General features: G+C 61.4%; 12 protein-coding genes. 5 read left to right on the forward strand and 7 right to left on the reverse strand.

Annotated elements, in window-relative coordinates:
- The first annotated feature begins 384 nt into the window (after nucleotides 1-384).
- The 5 genes from FJ979_RS30185 (at nucleotide 385) to FJ979_RS30205 (ending at nucleotide 9364) form a co-directional block, all read left to right on the forward strand.
- Nucleotides 385-1269, forward strand: a complete 885-nt coding sequence (locus FJ979_RS30185; RefSeq protein ID WP_246678467.1) for a universal stress protein — start codon at nucleotides 385-387, stop codon at nucleotides 1267-1269.
- A gap of 11 nt (nucleotides 1270-1280) precedes the next feature.
- Nucleotides 1281-2888, forward strand: a complete 1608-nt coding sequence (locus FJ979_RS30190; protein WP_140584512.1) for an MBL fold metallo-hydrolase — start codon at nucleotides 1281-1283, stop codon at nucleotides 2886-2888.
- Nucleotides 2889-2948: 60 nt separating this feature from the next.
- Nucleotides 2949-5507 (forward strand): cation-translocating P-type ATPase, encoded by a 2559-nt coding sequence (locus FJ979_RS30195; protein WP_140560961.1) that lies wholly within the window; start codon nucleotides 2949-2951, stop codon nucleotides 5505-5507.
- Between the two features lie 173 nt (nucleotides 5508-5680).
- A complete protein-coding gene (locus FJ979_RS30200) occupies nucleotides 5681-8104 on the forward strand; it encodes a phosphoketolase family protein (RefSeq protein WP_140584513.1) in 2424 nt (807 codons plus the stop codon).
- 51 nt (nucleotides 8105-8155) lie between these two features.
- Nucleotides 8156-9364: an acetate/propionate family kinase gene (locus FJ979_RS30205; protein WP_140561886.1), complete on the forward strand. Its 1209-nt coding sequence runs from the start codon at nucleotides 8156-8158 to the stop codon at nucleotides 9362-9364.
- Here FJ979_RS30205 and FJ979_RS30210 read toward each other — a convergent pair.
- The 7 genes from FJ979_RS30210 to arcD form a co-directional block, all read right to left on the reverse strand.
- Nucleotides 9361-9876: a GNAT family N-acetyltransferase gene (locus FJ979_RS30210; RefSeq protein WP_140561995.1), complete on the reverse strand. Its 516-nt coding sequence runs from the start codon at nucleotides 9874-9876 to the stop codon at nucleotides 9361-9363. The genes FJ979_RS30205 and FJ979_RS30210 overlap by 4 nt on opposite strands.
- 69 nt (nucleotides 9877-9945) lie before the next feature.
- Nucleotides 9946-10593, reverse strand: a complete 648-nt coding sequence (locus FJ979_RS30215) for a helix-turn-helix domain-containing protein (protein WP_140561888.1) — start codon at nucleotides 10591-10593, stop codon at nucleotides 9946-9948.
- A 588-nt stretch (nucleotides 10594-11181) separates the two neighbouring features.
- On the reverse strand, nucleotides 11182-12099 hold the full coding sequence (locus FJ979_RS30225; RefSeq protein ID WP_246678477.1) for a universal stress protein: 918 nt from the start codon (nucleotides 12097-12099) through the stop codon (nucleotides 11182-11184).
- A gap of 104 nt (nucleotides 12100-12203) precedes the next feature.
- Nucleotides 12204-13124 (reverse strand): carbamate kinase, encoded by a 921-nt coding sequence (gene arcC, locus FJ979_RS30230; protein ID WP_140561892.1) that lies wholly within the window; start codon nucleotides 13122-13124, stop codon nucleotides 12204-12206.
- Between the two features lies 1 nt (nucleotide 13125).
- On the reverse strand, nucleotides 13126-14127 hold the full coding sequence (argF, locus tag FJ979_RS30235; protein ID WP_128369236.1) for an ornithine carbamoyltransferase: 1002 nt from the start codon (nucleotides 14125-14127) through the stop codon (nucleotides 13126-13128).
- Between the two features lie 17 nt (nucleotides 14128-14144).
- Nucleotides 14145-15359: an arginine deiminase gene (locus tag FJ979_RS30240; protein ID WP_140561894.1), complete on the reverse strand. Its 1215-nt coding sequence runs from the start codon at nucleotides 15357-15359 to the stop codon at nucleotides 14145-14147.
- A gap of 13 nt (nucleotides 15360-15372) precedes the next feature.
- Nucleotides 15373-16839: an arginine-ornithine antiporter gene (gene arcD, locus FJ979_RS30245; RefSeq protein WP_140561896.1), complete on the reverse strand. Its 1467-nt coding sequence runs from the start codon at nucleotides 16837-16839 to the stop codon at nucleotides 15373-15375.
- Nucleotides 16840-17050: the final 211 nt, after the last annotated feature.

A 17050-nucleotide genomic window follows, 5' to 3' on the forward strand; every position in this document is an offset into this window, starting at 1 on the left:
TCGCTACGGCGCGACTAACGGCGCGCTCGCGAGCGGCTTCGTAACCGCCGAGCTACACCACCTGTGGGGACACGACCTCGATCGATCGTGCCAAAGACTGTATTGCCGGCTCGTGGTGCGGCCACAAGGCGACTCGAGTGCGCCAACAACTCGCAAAATGTTCGGGGTTCGAGTCGATGGAGCGCTATCGCTTTCCCCGCTCGTCGGGCTGCCAGTTCCGGCTTCGCTGCTACGCTTGAGCGATTTGGGCCGCCCAACTACGGGGTCAGAAACTCGAATCCCTTTGAACTCCCCGAGATCGATGAAGCTGCGAATTACGAACTCGCAATGGCTGGGTCGCATTTGCGCTGGGTCAAAGCTCGTCGCGTCCATTGAATACAAGATGTGGCGAACGACGGCCTTTCGGCCTTTGCAGCAATGGAGGCGATTCTGATGAAACTGATGGCATCTCTGTCCCTGGCGACCTACCCAGACGCGAACTCCACGAAAATCGCGGCGAACGCGGTCGCTGTCGTCAAGAAAATCGACGCGGCGCTGTACGCCGTAGCCATCGACGTCGACATTCCCGACGTTTCGAACGCGCTTTCAAATTATTTGCTGGACCTTCCCTACAAGATACAAGAGGCCGAGGCGACCAGTCGCAAAAGTGGCAAAGATCTGCTCGAGGCAGTCACCCAAGAGGCCGCGCGCGCCGGTGTGACCCTCACCACGCAGGAATTGACAGCATCACCGGCCTTGATGGGAGATGTTGCCGCGAAGCATTCCCGCTATTTCGATGTCTGCCTGGTCGGCTGGGCGCCGGGCAACCAGGCGACGCGAATGTTAGCCGAGGCGATACTGTTCGACTCGGGTCGACCGACCCTGCTTCTTCCAGACTCCACAGACGTTGGGGCCTTTGGACGCGTCGTTATCGCGTGGGACGGCAGCCGGGTAGCCGCACGGGCTGTTGCCGACGCGCGGGCGTTTCTTGAACGTGCCTCGACGATCACCGTTTTGACCGTGACCGATGAAAAGCCGCTTCCGGGGCAGGGGATCGGCGAACGCCTTGCGCTGGGCTTGAGAACGCGCGGTCTTGCGGCCGAGGCTGTCTCCATCCAGGCAGGGGACAGTTCAATCGGAACAGCCCTTCAGGAGCATGCGCTGAAGATCGGCGGCAATCTGCTTGTCATGGGCGGATACGGCCACTCCCGCGTCAGGGACTTCGTGCTTGGCGGCGCCACCGAAGGCATTCTCGCGGATCTGCGCCTGCCTGTCCTGCTGTCGCATTAGGTCGTGGCGAGATGAGAGGCGACAAGGATCCTATCCTGCGTTTCCACGGCGCAGCCCATGGCGTCACCGGCTCATGCTATGAGATCGAGACGCTGCATTCGCGCATCCTCATCGACTGTGGCTTGTTCCAGGGGTCGAAGTCCGAGCGGGAATTGAACTACGGTGCGTTCCCGTTTCCACCGGATGCGATTGACGCTGTCATCCTGACGCACGCGCATATCGATCACAGCGGCCTTTTGCCGAAACTGGTCAGGCAGGGCTTTTCTGGCCCCATCCATACGACGCGCGCTACCATCGATGTTTGCTCGGTCATGCTGCCGGATTCGGCGCATATCCAGGAAATGGAGGTCGAGCACCTGAACCGCCGCAACGCGCGGCGCGGTCGCCCGCTCGTCGAGCCGATCTACAGTCAGCTGGATGCCGCCGCGTGCATGACCTTGTTCCGAGCTTTGGAATATGGCGAATGGACCACGGTCGCCGAAGGCCTTCGCGCCCGCTTCTGGAACGCTGGCCACCTGCTAGGTTCGGCATCGGTGTTGCTCGAGATCGACCGACACGATGCGCCCTCGCGGATCATATTTTCGGGCGACATCGGCCCAGGCCACAAGCTGCTTCAAACCGACCCCGAGGGGCCGGCAGGCGTCGACTATCTGATCTGCGAATCGACCTATGGCGACCGCGACCGGCCGGACGTTTCGCCCGAACAGCGGCGATCCCAGCTTGGCGACATCGTGCGTGGAGCCGCCGAGGCCGGCGGCCCGCTCATCATTCCGTCCTTCGCTGTCGAAAGGACGCAAGAACTGCTGGTCGACCTGTATTTGCTCATGCAAGCGGGGGAAGTGCCGACAGCTCCGGTCTTCGTTGACTCGCCGCTGGCGACACGCGCCAGTGCGATTTTTGAGCGCCATGCCAATGAGATCGAACAGGGTGACGTGTTGCGCCAGGCCCTGAACTCGAAGGAGCTGCGCTTCACCGAGACGGTGGAACAGAGCAAGGCGATCAACCGCCTGAGCGGCTTCTTCGTGGTGATCGCCGCCAGCGGCATGTGCGACGCGGGGCGTATCCGCCATCATCTCAAAGCCAATCTCTGGCGCAGGAATGCCACGGTGATGATGGCCGGATACCAGGCCCAAGGGTCGCTTGGCAGGATCCTCCTCGACGGCGCGCAGCGCGTGCGCATCCAGGGTGAGGAAGTCGAGGTCAAGGCGCGTATCAGCCTGTTCGACCTCTATTCCGGCCATGCCGACGCCAGCGAGCTGGTCGCCTGGCTCAAGGCCCGAACCCCGGTGAGGCAGCAGGTGTTCCTGACGCATGGAGAGGAGGCTGGACTCGGCGGTCTGCGTGGAAGGCTTGCAGGACTGATACCCGACGACAAGATCATCATTCCTAGGCTGGACGATGCTTTCCAGTTGACCCCCGGTCGCAGTTTGCCGGTCGAGGTCAACGAGCCCCGCCGTCTGAGGTCGGAAAAGATTGCCCGCCTCGACTGGCACAATGACCTTTCAAAACTTCTCCTGGACGTAAACGAGGCGGTCAGCGCCGCAGCCGACGAGCGGAGTCGAGCAGCGGTGATCAGGCGCATGCGCAGGGCGCTCGACACCGGCGACAGTAGCATCTGAGCACGTGACGGAGCCTGAAGGAGCACCCAAACAGTGCGCTGGTGATGGAAGAAAGCCAAAATGTCTCGAGCCACCTCATCGATCATTGCCTTGACCGGCCTCAGCGAAGCTGAGGCACAGGCTAGGCTTGTCACCGACGGGTTCAACGAGTTGCCCAGATCCAGCCGTCGGACGCCCTTGCGAATCTCTATCGAGGTCGTGCGAGAGCCGATGCTTGCCCTGCTGTTGGGTGGAGGCTGCGTCTATCTGCTTCTTGGCGATCTTCAGGAGGCGTTGATCCTGATTGCATTTGCCACCTTGTCGGTGGGGATTACCATCGTTCAGGAGGCGCGGACCGAGCGTGTTCTGGAGGCGTTGCGCGACCTGACAAGTCCGCGCGCCCTGGTAATACGCGATGGCGAACGCAGGCGGATTGCGGGTCGCGAGGTGGTGCGCGGCGATACGGTCGTGCTGGGCGAGGGGGATCGGATTCCGGCCGATATCTTGCTCATCCAGAGTCGAGATATCCAGACCGACGAGTCCTTGCTGACAGGAGAGTCCGTGCCGGTGCGAAAGATTGCTGCCGGGCAAGGCGATCTGCCAGCTGAATGCAGGCCCGGGGGTGATGACCTGCCTTTCGCATTTTATGGATCACTCGTCGTTCGCGGTTCAGGCATCGGCGAAGTTCTGGCAACCGGGCCGCTCAGCCAAATCGGTGCGATCGGGCAATCGCTTAGCACCATGGAGACCGAAGCACCCCGCCTGCAGCGACAGACAAAACGCCTTGTCGCCATCTTCGCACTGGTCGGCGGCGCGGTCAGTGTTCTCGCGGTCGTGCTTTATGGCCTGCTGCGTGGCGGATGGCTCGATGCGGCGTTGGCCGGTATTGCGCTCGGCATGTCGATGCTGCCCGAGGAATTTCCCATGGTGCTGACAATCTTCATGGCCATGGGCGCATGGCGCATCTCGCAGGCGCGCGTGCTCACGCGTCGTGCAGCAGCGATCGAGACGCTTGGCTCGGCAACGGTCCTTTGCACCGACAAGACCGGAACGCTGACCGAGAACCGCATGACAATTGCAGAACTGAGAACGCCCGATGGCAAACTGTTTCGCCTGAACAACTCAAACACAGAGATGCCTGCGGCATTTGGGGAGTTGGTCGAGATCGGCGTGCTTGCCAGTGCCGAGATTCCCTTTGATCCGATGGAAAGGGCATTTCACAAACTCGCACAGGAGCGATTGCCCAAGCGCGCAGCCAGCACTGATCGCAAGCTGGCCCGCGCCTATGGGTTGCGCCCTGAACTGTTGGCAATGTCGAATGCCTGGCAATCGTCAGATGGAGGCGCCGACTGCCTGATCGCCGCCAAGGGTTCGCCGGAGGCCATCGCGGCACTCTGCCATCTCCCTGCGGATCGTGTCGATTCGGTCAAGGATGTTGTGGACGCCATGGCGATGGAAGGACTGCGCGTCCTGGGCGTTGCGGTTTCCAGCCATGCTGGCGATCAACTGCCGGACAAACAGACTGGTTTCGATTTCGAATTCATCGGCCTCGTCGGACTTGCCGATCCCCTGCGTTCAGGGGTTCCGGACGCGGTGAGCAATTGCCGCTCCGCCGGAATTAGAGTGATCATGATTACCGGGGACTATCCCGCGACCGCGAAAGCAATCGCCAGCCAGGCCGGGCTCGATTTCAACGATGTCGTCACCGGCGAAGAGCTCAAGACACTGGATGACGCTGCCCTGTCGGCACGGGTGAAGACCGCAGCGGTGTTCGCGCGGATCATGCCCGAGCAGAAATTGGCAATCGTCAGAGCCTTGAAGGCCAATGGTGAGATTGTCGCCATGACTGGAGACGGCGTCAACGATGCTCCGTCGCTGAAAGCCGCAAACATTGGCATTGCCATGGGCGGTCGCGGCACGGATGTCGCGCGGGAGGCGTCGTCCATCGTCCTCCTCGACGACGACTTCGGGTCGATAGTCAAAGCCATCCGGCTGGGTCGCCGCATCTACGACAACTTGCGCAAGGCAATGGGCTTCATTCTTGCCGTGCACGTGCCGATCGCTGGGCTGGCCCTGCTTCCATTGCTGTTTGGGCTTCCTATCCTGTTCGGGCCAATCCACATTGCCTTTCTGGAGATGGTGATCGATCCGGTCTGCTCATTGGTCTTTGAAGCAGAAACAGAGGAAGACGACACGATGAGGCGTCCGCCGCGGAATCCGGAAGCTGCGCTCTTTTCGCGCTGGCTGATCGCGTGGAGCGTTGTGCAGGGCCTGCTGGCATTCGCGCTTGTCGCTGGCATCTTCCTCTTCGCCTTGCACTGGGGAATGCCGGAAAACGAGATTCGAGCCCTGACGTTCTTCTCGCTGGTGCTGACGATCGTTGGGCTGATTTTCGTCAACCGTACGTTCAGCGAGTTGCTGCTGATTGCGTTGTTCCGGCCAAATCGATCGCTTGCTTTTGTCGTCGTAGTGGTTGCGGCAGCGCTGGGCGGGACGCTTCTGTGGCCGCTCGCGAGTGATCTCTTCCAGTTCGGACCGCTGCATCTGGACGACCTCGCCGTGACGCTTGCGGCCGGATTGGCAGTGCTGGTCTGCCTTGAGTTCCTGAAACATTTCTGGCGGGAGCGGCTGAAAACCTGATCATTGATGCAAGCCTGACCGTGGTTCCGACCAGCGCGAACGCCCAGCTTGCGGAGCGCGCGCAGCGACGGTCGGGCCGAGCAGTGATGAACCGAAAGGCGAACGATGCGTTGGTGCCATGTCTGAGGCGCAATCCGCAGGCTTTCGCAAAATGAGCAACGGAGCCAAATCAGATGACCGAACATTCGGCAACATCAGTCAACACCAAACGGTTGTCCGAACAGGAGTTGCACGACATTGACGCCTATTGGCGAGCTGCGAACTATCTCACGATCGGCCAGATCTACCTGCTCGACAATCCGCTGCTGCGTGAACCGTTGCGGTTGGAGCACGTCAAGCCGCGTCTCCTCGGCCACTGGGGAACGTCGCCCGGCCTGAGCTTCATCTATGCGCACCTCAATCGCGCGATCCGGCTCAGGGACGCAGATGTGATCTATGTCTGCGGCCCCGGCCATGGCGGCCCGGCAATGGTGGCGAATACCTATCTGGAAGGCACCTACAGCGAGCTCAATCCCGACATTGCGATGGACGAGCAGGGGATGCGCAAGATGTTCCGGCAGTTTTCGTTTCCCGGCGGTATCCCGAGCCATGCAGCACCAGATGTGCCCGGCTCGATCCATGAGGGTGGCGAGTTAGGCTATTCGCTGTCGCACGCATATGGCGCAGCCTTTGACAATCCGGATCTTGTGGTTGCCTGCGTCGTCGGCGACGGCGAGGCTGAAACGGGGCCGCTGGCAGCCGCGTGGCATTCCAACAAATTCCTCAACCCCGCGCGCGGCGGGGCGGTGCTGCCGATCCTGCATCTGAACGGCTACAAGATCGCCAATCCAACTATTCTGGGCCGCATTCCCGAAGACGAATTGCGCGCGCTGTTTGCCGGCTACGGCTATGAGCCGCTGTTCGTGGAAGGCCACGAACCTGCCCTGATGCATGAGCGCATGGCGAGCGTGCTCGACGATGCGCTAGACCGCATCCGCGCGATCCAGCAAGCCTCGCGCGCTGGCTCGGCGTCGCCGACGCCGCGACCAATATGGCCGATGATCGTGCTGCGCAGCCCCAAGGGCTGGACGGGACCGAAAGAGGTCGACGGTCTGAAGACAGAGGGCTTCTGGCGCTCGCACCAAGTTCCCTTGTCAGGCCTTGCGGAAAACCCCGCCCATCTCAAGCTGCTCGAGGAGTGGCTGAAAAGCTACCGGCCCGAGGAACTGTTCGACGCCGCCGGCGCTCCTGTCGCCGCGATCCGTGCCACGGCACCCCAGGCGACACGGCGCATGAGCGCCAACCCTCATGCCAATGGCGGCCTGCTGCGCAGGTCTCTCGAACTGCCCGGGTTGCATGACCACGCCATTGCGGTAGAGCGCCCCGGCGGCGTCAAAGCCGAGTCGACGCGGGTCATGGGCAGTTTCCTGCGTGATGTCATGCAGTTAAACGAGGCCTCGAAAAACTTCCGGATCGTCGGCCCGGACGAGACTGCTTCGAACCGCCTTCAGGACGTGTTTGAAGTGACCGAGCGTGGCTGGATGGAGAAGATGCTGCCCGAAGACGTTCATCTGGGGCGCGATGGCCGGGTTCTCGAAATCCTCTCCGAGCACACCTGCCAGGGCTGGCTGGAAGGCTACCTGCTAACCGGGCGCCATGGTCTGTTTTCCTGCTACGAGGCGTTCATCCACATCGTCGATTCCATGTTCAATCAGCACGCGAAATGGCTCGATGCCTGCCGCGACATCCCCTGGCGGCGGCCGATCGCATCGCTGAATTATCTGTTGTCTAGCCATGTCTGGCATCAGGAACACAACGGCTTCAGCCATCAGGACCCTGGCTTCATCGACGTCGCCCTCAACAAGAAGGCCGACATCGTGCGGGTCTACCTGCCACCGGACGCCAACACCTTGCTGTGCGTGACCGACCATGTGCTGCAGACATGGAACCGCATCAACGTCATCGTCGCCGGCAAACCGCCGTCATGGCAGTGGCTGTCGATGGACAGGGCAATTGTTCACTGCCGGGCAGGGATCGGCATCTGGGACTGGGCGTCAACCGACGATGGGGCTGAGCCCGACGTCGTGATGGCTTGCGCTGGCGACGTCCCGACCCTCGAAACGCTGGCCGCAGTGCAGATCCTCAGGCAACAGGTTGCCGATCTCAGGATCAGGGTGGTCAATATCGTCGACCTGATGACTCTCCAGCCAAAGGAATATCATCCGCACGGTCTTTCGGATCGTGAGTTCGATGCGCTGTTCACCACCGACAAGCCGGTCATCTTCGCCTATCACGGCTATCCCTGGACAATCCATCGCCTGACCTATCGTCGCACCAACCATGACAACATCCATGTGCGCGGCTACAACGAGGAGGGCACGACCACGACACCTTTCGATATGACGGTGCTGAACGGTCTCGACCGGTTTCATATCGTCCAAAGCGTCGTAGATTGGGTTCCGCGACTGAAGAGCATGCAGGTCGGCATCAAGCAGGCGATGGACAGCAAGCTGCTTGAACATCGAGCCTATATTCGCGCCCATGGGCAGGATATGCCGGAGATCCTTGAGTGGAAGTGGGAGCAGGATGCCGATGAGGGGCCGAAGCGTCCGGATTGAACGGATGCCCGTTCGCAGGCGCATAGCTGCGGCAACATATCGGACGGCTTCATGACCGATGCGATCCTTGTCCTGAACGGTGGTTCTTCGAGCTTGAAGTTCGCCGTCTTCGAGCGACGAGGCGAGCTCCCGGTGCTGCTGCGCGGCAATGTCTCCTCTCTCGGTCAACAACCGCGGCTGCGGGTCGAGGCCGCGGCCGGCAGGTCCAAGATCGACAAGAGCCTGGGCGAAGCACCGATCGCTATGGGCAAGGCGTTCGCGGCGGTTGCATCCGTGCTCGCCGAAAACGATCTCCTGCGCCGCATCGACAGGGTAGGGCACAGGATCGTTCACGGTGGGCGTGACTTCACCGAAGCGACGCTGCTCGACGAACGCACGCTCAAAGCGCTGCGCCTGCTAGAGTCGCTGGCGCCCATCCATCAGCGGATCAATCTCGAGATTGTCGCACTGGCTGCTGAACTCTTGCCGCAGGCCCTCCAGATCGGGTGCTTTGACACAGCGTTTCATTCGACCAGGCCGGAGCTCGCCAAAATCTACGGGCTGCCGCGCGCGATGACTGACGCGGGCATCGTTTCCTACGGCTTTCATGGGTTGTCCTACAGTTATGTTGCTTCGAAACTGCGTGACCGATACGGCGCGCGCGCCGGCGGTCGGGCGATCGTCGCCCATCTCGGCAGCGGCGCCAGCCTGTGCGCCATGGATGCCGGACGAAGCATCGCCACGACGATGGGGTTTTCGACCCTGGACGGTCTGGTGATGAGCACGCGTTGCGGCGCACTTGACCCGGGGGTCATCCTTCACTTGCTGCAGGAACGGCGACTATCCGGGGACGAACTGGTCACGCTTCTTTACGAGCAATCCGGCCTGCTCGGTGTGTCTGGAATATCTGGGGATATGCGGACCCTGATCGGCTCAGACGACCCTGCCGCCGCCGAGGCTGTCGATCTCTTCGTTTATCGGATCGGACGCGAGATAGGATCGCTGGCCGCTGCCATGGGGGGACTGGACACGCTTGTGTTCACTGCCGGCATTGGCGAAAACGCGGCGTTGATCCGGGAAAGGATCAGCGCCGCCGCGGCCTGGCTCGGAGTCGGTCTCGACGAAGAGCGAAACCGGGAAGGCGACGAGGTGGTCAGCGCCACGAATTCCCGCGTCGATGTCCTTGTCATTCCAGCGGATGAAGAAAGAGCTGTGGCCAGCGAGATACTCGACTTTCGACCTGCGCGCGCGAAACGGCCCGGGAGGGAGCGCGGTAGCTAAGCGGCTGATCGCGCCCCCAGCTCTCGCCGAACCAGGACCAGCGTCGCATCGTCGGGATCGGTCGTGACGCTGAAACCCATGTCGCGCTCGACCTCGATCGCAGCACGGTTTTCACGGCTCTCGATCGACTCGATGGCCTTGAGGCCGAGGCCCTCGGCGTATTTCGCAATATAGGCGAGCAGCTCCCAGCCAACGCCCAGATGCTTGCGATCCTGGCGAATGCAGATCGCGACCTCGCCGTTTCGATCGGCTCGATCGCTTGCCAGTGTCGCAACCGCGATCAGCATACCGTCGATTGAGAATGCTAGAAAATTATGGATATGGGCGTCGTCTGAGCGTGTCATCGCGACCAGCCGTTCATGCGAGACTTCCTTCACAGCGCCGAGAAAGCGGAAGCGCAGGTCGTCCGCGGTCACATGAGTGAAGAACTCGGCCAGCGTTGGCTCATCCTCAGGGCGCGCGCGGCGCACTTCGAAGCGAAAGCCGGTATGGGTTGTAAGTGTGTTGTCCATCGTCATCTGGTCCTTGAACTGGGGCCGATTCTTCGGCGTCATTGTCGTCTCTTGCGCAGGCAGGCGCCTCTATTCGCTCATGCAGTGGAGCGCGTCGTGCTTAACGATTTCGATGCTGCGCAGGTTGAGGAGGCGAATGACGCCCTTGTCCTTCAGCCGGGTGAAGACCCGCGAGACGGTCTCGATGGTCAGGCCGAGATAGTCGCCGATGTCCATGCGCGACATTGGCAGCTCGACCTGCCGCAAGCCGCCCTGCCGCTCGGCCATATCCACCAGGAAAGCGGCGACGCGTTCGATGGCGTTCTGGCGGCCGAGGACCAGGAGGTGCTCCTGCGCCCTCGTCAGACCCTTGAGCGCCAAGGGCAGTAGCTGATGGGACATGTCCGCTCCAGCGCTAAAGCGGAACGAGCGTACCCCGGTGGCATTGATCGCCTCGGCGAAGAAATGATGCTTCGTGTCGGCTTCGAAGCCGAAAGTCTCTCCGGCGAGGTGGAAGGCGCTGATCTGTCGGCGGCCGTCCGCGAGCAGGCGGTAGATGCGCACGGCGCCGAATTCGACCTGGTAGAAAGCGCCGGCTTTCTCGCCTTGAGCATAAATCTCCGAACCGGCGGGAAAGAAGCTGACCGGCTGTTGCGTTTCCGAGCCGAAGGCCGCTGGCAGGCTTGACTGAGCAGGTTGCGACGGCAATGAAATTCTGGAAGCGGTGTAGGCGTGCATGGCTGTTTTCCCGGTTGTTCCGTGACACAGCAATCGCGCGAATCCGCAGGTCGCGAAATTCGGTTTTATCCCTACGGGAAACTACCTAGTCGCGAGGATTGTTGATCCACATCAAGTGGTCACACGGTCCGGCGTGGCCCTAGGAGAGCGTGCCATCGCGGTGGAATGGCTGAACATGACTGGTGGGCGCCGAATTTGCCAGGCGTCTGCCGTCGTGCGTTTGTACACACGGCGTATGACAAAGGCGAAGTATCCGATCTGCAGAATGAGCAGGTTGACAATCGTCCAGCCTGCCGCGCTCCAGACTGAACCTGTTGCCACGTAGGCCCACAGACCCACGATACCCGACGTCAAAAACATTCCGACCAGGAATTGCGGAAGATACATCGCTGCCCACCCAGCCATTTCGATGCAAGATTTCGAAACGACTCCCTATTGCTATCGCCCAAAGCGTAAGCGACCGGCGCGCCTGGCCACCGTTGCGGCCAGATCGATGCCAACGTCGATCTTGTCCGTTCGCTTTGCCATCCCTGGACTTCCGACCGCTTTCGCCTCGACTCTGCGTCGTATCGCTTCCTGCCCAGTGGCTCAGTTCGAGAGCAGCCGGTTAATCGCCCCTTGCTTCAGCAAGGAGCGGGTCATACCGCCAAACGCCCATTCGCGGATACGGCTGTGGCCGTAGCTGCCCGCGACCACAAGGTCGGCACCCATCGCCCGGGCGACTTCGGACACGGCTTCGCAAGCGTCCGCTTGGCCGACGTCCAGAACCTCCGATCTTGCCTTGACGCCATGTATCATCAGGAAGCGGAGCACATCCCCGACACTTTCGCGTGCGCTTCTCTGGTTTTGCTCCTCGATCGTCGCCACAAGGACATGTTGTGCACCGGTCAAAAAGGGCATTGCATCGGTGACCGCGCGCCGCGCCTCGCGGGTATCCTTCCAAGCCACCAGAACATTTTCGGACTTAAGCGGTGCAGCCTTGTCAGCCGCGAGCAACACGGGCCGTCCGGCCGACAGCACCAACGTTCCGACATCGACCATCCGGTGGCGGTCGCTGGGAACGCCCCGTTCGGGAGCCCCGGTCACGATGAGGTCGGCGGCGCGCGCATGCATTGCGAGCAGACGTGTTGGATCACCGATCTCCTCGCGCCAGAAGGCATCGTGTCCGACGACGACACTTAGGAATTCTTCCTTCAGAATCTTCAGGCGATCCTCGATATCCGTGCGGCGTTGCCGCATGATTTCGGCTGCCGCCGCGCCGCCATCGTCGCCTGGAACAAACACGTATGAATCGGCCGCCGCAAAACCGATCAGGGTAGCTTCGAAGCGTCGCGCCAACTCAAGCGCATAGGTCGTTCGCGGAGCTGCCGGGGAATCGACGTCGAGTTGAACCATGATGGTGTTAAAGGTCATTGCCGTGCCTCCGATGAGATTTATCGCAGGATCGCCGGAGCTGCGACCTTGCGCCTTGATACGCATCAAAGCCTGCATATCTTGCCAATCCATCAGGCCACATCGTCATGGACCGCGGCACCGCCGGGATGGTCCGAAGCGAAGCCTGATACCGACACCACCCACGGCACTATGCGGCCACACGGCTTTGAAACGCATCAATCCACGCTCCAGCTGGCTTCGAACCAGGTGCCGCGCTCGCCCGTCACAATCTCGACGGCGTCATCGAGCTTGCCGATTGCAGCGGGCTTGCCTGTCGCTTCAATGAATTCGATTGCAGCGCTGACCTTCGGTCCCATGGAGCCGGCCGGAAAATTCTTCCCGGATAACTCCTTGGGGGTCACGCGCCGAAGCGCCCGAGCGGCTGCTGTTCCGTAGTCGACATAGACGGCGTCGACATCGGTCAACAGGAGCAGTATGTCAGCCTTCAACTGGCGGGCAAGAAGCGAGCTTGCCAGGTCCTTGTCGATGACTGCTTCGACGCCGCAAAGCGTGCCGTCGTCCTGGGCAATCACCGGAATACCGCCGCCGCCGGTGCAGATGACGATCACGCCGCGCTCGACCAGGAACGAGATTACAGACGCTTCCAGGATTTCCAGCGGCATGGGTGAGGGCACGACACGGCGCCATTTGTCGCCATCGGGCGCTATCTGCCAGCCGCGCTCGCTGGCAAGCCTATGTGCGGTTGCCTCGTCGTAGACCGGGCCGATAGGCTTCGTCGGGTGAGCGAAAGCCGGATCGTGCGGGTCGACCTTCACCTGTGTCAGCAGGGTAGCAAAAAGCTTCTTTTTGAGGAGGTTGCCGAGTTCCTGTTCAATGACGTAGCCGATCATCCCTGCGCTTTCGGCGCCAAGCACGTCGAGTGGAAATGTGCGGCCATCCGAAGTCGCCGCTGCCTGCAGGGCCAGAAGTCCTACCTGCGGACCGTTGCCGTGAGTGACTACAATCGAGTGCCCTGCGTCGACCAGATTCGCCAATACAGCCGCGGCGCGCACGATGTTGGCGCGCTGGTTACCGGCTGTCATCGGTTCTCCACGGCGCAGCAATGCGTTTCCGCCGAGCGCAACAACGATGAGCATCTCAGTTGCCGATTGTTGCCACAAGCAGGGCCTTGATCGTGTGCATCCGATTTTCGGCCTGGTCGAAGACGATGGACGCAGCCGACTCGAAAACCTCGTCAGTGACCTCCATGCAGTCGATACCGTATTCCTTCGCAACGAAGGCGCCGATCTCGGTCTCTGTGTCGTGGAACGCCGGCAGGCAATGCATGAATTTGACGTGAGGGTTGCCGGCGGCAGCCATCACTTCGCTGGTCACGCGGTAGCGCGTCAAAAGACGAATACGCTCGGCCCAGCCCGATTTGTCTTCGCCCATCGACATCCACACATCGGTGTAGACAAAGTCGGCGTCCTGGACGCAGCTCGTGACGTCCTCGTCGAGCCGGAAGCGGCCGCCGCTGCGTTCCGCCAGGTCCCTGACATGAGCGCAGAACTCCTCGTCCGGCCAGAGTTCCTTTGGCGAGGCGATGCGCATGTCGATGCCGACCTTGGCTGCTCCCAGGGCGAGGGACAGCGCGACATTGTCCCGGCCCTCACCGACGAAGGTGACGGTCATGTCCGAAAGATGCTTGTGGGTGAATTCCCGCATGGTCATGAAATCGGCGAGGATCTGCGTCGGATGCGCCTCGTCGGTAAGGCCGTTGTAGACCGGCACGCCGGCATATGTGGCCAGCAATTCAGCCTGGTGCTGGCCAAAGCCGCGATACTCGATCGCGTCATACATGCGGCCGAGCACGCGAGCGGTGTCCTTCATGGATTCCTTGTGGCCGATATGGCTGCCGGTAGGGCCGAAATAAGTGACGTGAGCGCCCTGATCATAGGCAGCTACCTCGAACCCGGTCCGTGTGCGCGTCGAATCCTTTTCGAAGATCAGGGCGATGTTCTTTCTGACAAGACGCGGGATCTCGTGACCGGCGAGCTTGGCCGCCTTGAGGTCGGCGGCCAGCTTGAGAAGAAAGCGGATCTCGTCGGCGGTAAGATCGTCCAGGGTCAGGACGGAGCGGCCATGAAGGTTGATCGACATCGGGATTTCCTTTCGGGTCAAATCGGGTCGCGGACAATCGGGCAGGTCATGCAATGCCCGCCGCCGCGGCCGCGGCTGAGTTCGGCGCCTTCGACCGTGATCACTTCAATCCCGGCGCGGCGCAGCAGCGTGTTGGTATAGACATTACGGTCGTAGCCGATGACCACGCCGGGCTCGACCGCAACGACATTGTTGCCGTCATCCCATTGCTCGCGCTCGGCCTCGTAGCGGTCGCCGCCAGTGGCGATGATCCGCAGTGATTTCAGTCCAAGGCCTTCGGCAACCACAGCCGTGAACGGCTTTGTCTCATCGGTGACCTCGACCGACGCCTCGCCATCGCCCGGACGCAGCGAGAAGGTGCGTAGCCGGTCGACCACCGGCGGATACAAGGTCACAAGATCGCGATCACAGAAGGTGAAGACGGTGTCGAGATGCATGAAACTGCGGTCGCGCGGCATCAGTGCGGCAATCACGCGCGTGGCTTCACCAGCCGCGAACAGGTTGCGGGCGAGGTCGCCCACGGCCTGCGGCGTGGTGCGCTCTCCCATGCCGACGAGAACTGTTCCACCACCGATCGGCATCACATCGCCGCCCTCCAGGCTCGTGCCCGTTCCTGCATCCGGCGAAACAAAGGGAATGCCGCTGTCGCGAAAGTGGGGATGGAAACGGTAGACGGCTTCGACATTGGCTGCTTCCGGGCGTCTGGCGGGCCAGTACATGGAATTGACGGACACCGAGCCGTAGATCCAGCAGGAACTGTCACGGGTGAACAGCTGGTTCGGCAGCGGCGGCAACACGAAATCCTGGGGGGCAAGCGTCCTTCCCGTCAGGCCTTTGGGTTCGAAAGGAAGCTCGGCGCGGGCAATGCCCCCGACAAGGTAAGACGACAATTGCTCTGACGGCATCTCGTTGAGCCATCCGCGCAGCTCGTCGACCATGTCGAGCCCCACGACGCCGGGATGAACCCGGCGGTCGAGAAGCCAGTCGCGAGCCTTGGCCAGGCTCATTGTCTCAGCCAGGAGCTCCCCGAAGGAATGGACCAGGACACCGCGTTCACGCAATGCATCGACAAAGACATCGTGTTCCTGGCGAGCCCGCTTGACCCACAGCACGTCGTCGAAAAGCAGCGCCTTGCAGTTTTCCGGTGTCAGCCTGCGCAGGCTGAGATCCGGACGATGGACCATGACCTCGCGCAGACGGCCGACTTCGGAGTGGACACCCAGCTTCGTCATCGTGCCAATCCCTTCACAGCGGGCTGACGGCGCCGGTCCACATCTCGTAAACGGCGAGGATGGCGACGGCGACAAGGGCTGCGGCGAGCACTGCTTCGACAGGATGGAACACGCGCTGGTTAGTTTCGCGGCGAGCCCAGACGTAGAAGATGATGCCGGGCGCATAGAGGATAGCGCACATGAACAGGTAGGCAGGTCCGGCCGCATAGACGAGCCACAGCCCGTAGACCGTTGCCAGCAACCCCGCAAAAAGCGGTCCGGCGCGCTGCTCGCCACTCGCGTAGCTCTCGCCGGTCAGCGCGAGCTTGGCCGCGTAAGCTCCAGAAAAGATGTAAGGAACCAGAATCGCGGCCGACGCGATGTAGAACAGCGCCTGGTAGGTGCTCTGTGCGAAAAGCGTGATCACCAGGAAGGCCTGGACGAGCAGGTTGGTGATCAGAAGTGAGATCGACGGTACACCGCGCTCGCTTTCGAGGCCGAAGAATTTCGGCATCGTCCCGTCCTTGGCGGCGACATGCGGAATTTCGGCGGCGAGCAGCGTCCAGCTCAGGAAGGCGCCGATCACGGACACGACCAGCGCGATGTTGATCAGGATGGCACCCCAGGGACCCACCACCGCCTCAAGCACACCAGCCATGGACGGGTTCTTCAGCGCGGCAAGCTCAGGCTGGCTAAGAATGCCGAGCGACAGCAGCGACACCAGGGCGTAGAGCGCGAGGCAGGTGAAGAAGCCAAGAACTGTCGCCGTGGCGATGTCCTTGCGGCGCTCGGCACGGCCGGAAAAGACGCTGGCGCCTTCGATGCCGATGAACACCCACAGGGTCACCAGCATGGTGCTTTTCACCTGCGCGGTGATAGAGCCGAGACTGGCGTTGCCCAAACCGTTGAAGTCAAGCGACCAGACCTGCAATTTGAAGGCGACGGCAACAACCCCGACGAACAGGACGATCGGAGCAATCTTTGCAACCGTGACGATGAGGTTCACAACGGCGGCCTGCCGGATGCCGGCAAGAACCAGGATGTGGATCAGCCACAGCAGGACTGATGCGCCGAGCACCGCCTGCCAGGTGTTTCCATCGCCAAAAGCCGGAAAGAAATAAGACAGGGCGCTGAACACGATCACCGCGTAGGAAACGTTGCCGACCCAGGCGCTGATCCAGTAGCCCCAGGCGCTGTTGAAGCCGATGAAGGGGCCGAAGCCGGCCTTGGCGTAGGCATAGGGCCCGGCGTCGAGCTCGGGCTTGCGGGTCGCAAGCGATTGGTAGACGAAAACCAGCGCCAGCATGCCGACCGCGGTGATGGCCCAGCCAATCAGGATTGCGAGGGGACCGGCACCTGCCGCCATGTTCTGCGGCAGGCTGAACACGCCGGAGCCGACCATGGAACCGATCACCAATGCGGTCAGGGAACCCAGTCGAAGTTTCGTTGGCGCCGCTGTCGCGACTTTCGGGACAGGGATGTTGAAATCAGCCGTAGTCATGATGCTCTCCCCAATTTGAAGGCTCTGATGGGAGGCAGTGAACAGGAAGAAAGGGCCGGCAGCTTTGATGCGGGTCAATAACCGTTTTCTGTACGGGGGCACTCGGGCGCTGTTTCTGGCTTTGGATTGCTGGACCAAAGTCGCTCGGACCTGCGCTCCACTTGCACCTCTCGAGATCCGTCGAGGGCGCGAATCGGATTTGGTGCATTGA

This window comes from Mesorhizobium sp. B1-1-6 (genome assembly GCF_006443035.1).
GTDB lineage: Bacteria > Pseudomonadota > Alphaproteobacteria > Rhizobiales > Rhizobiaceae > Mesorhizobium.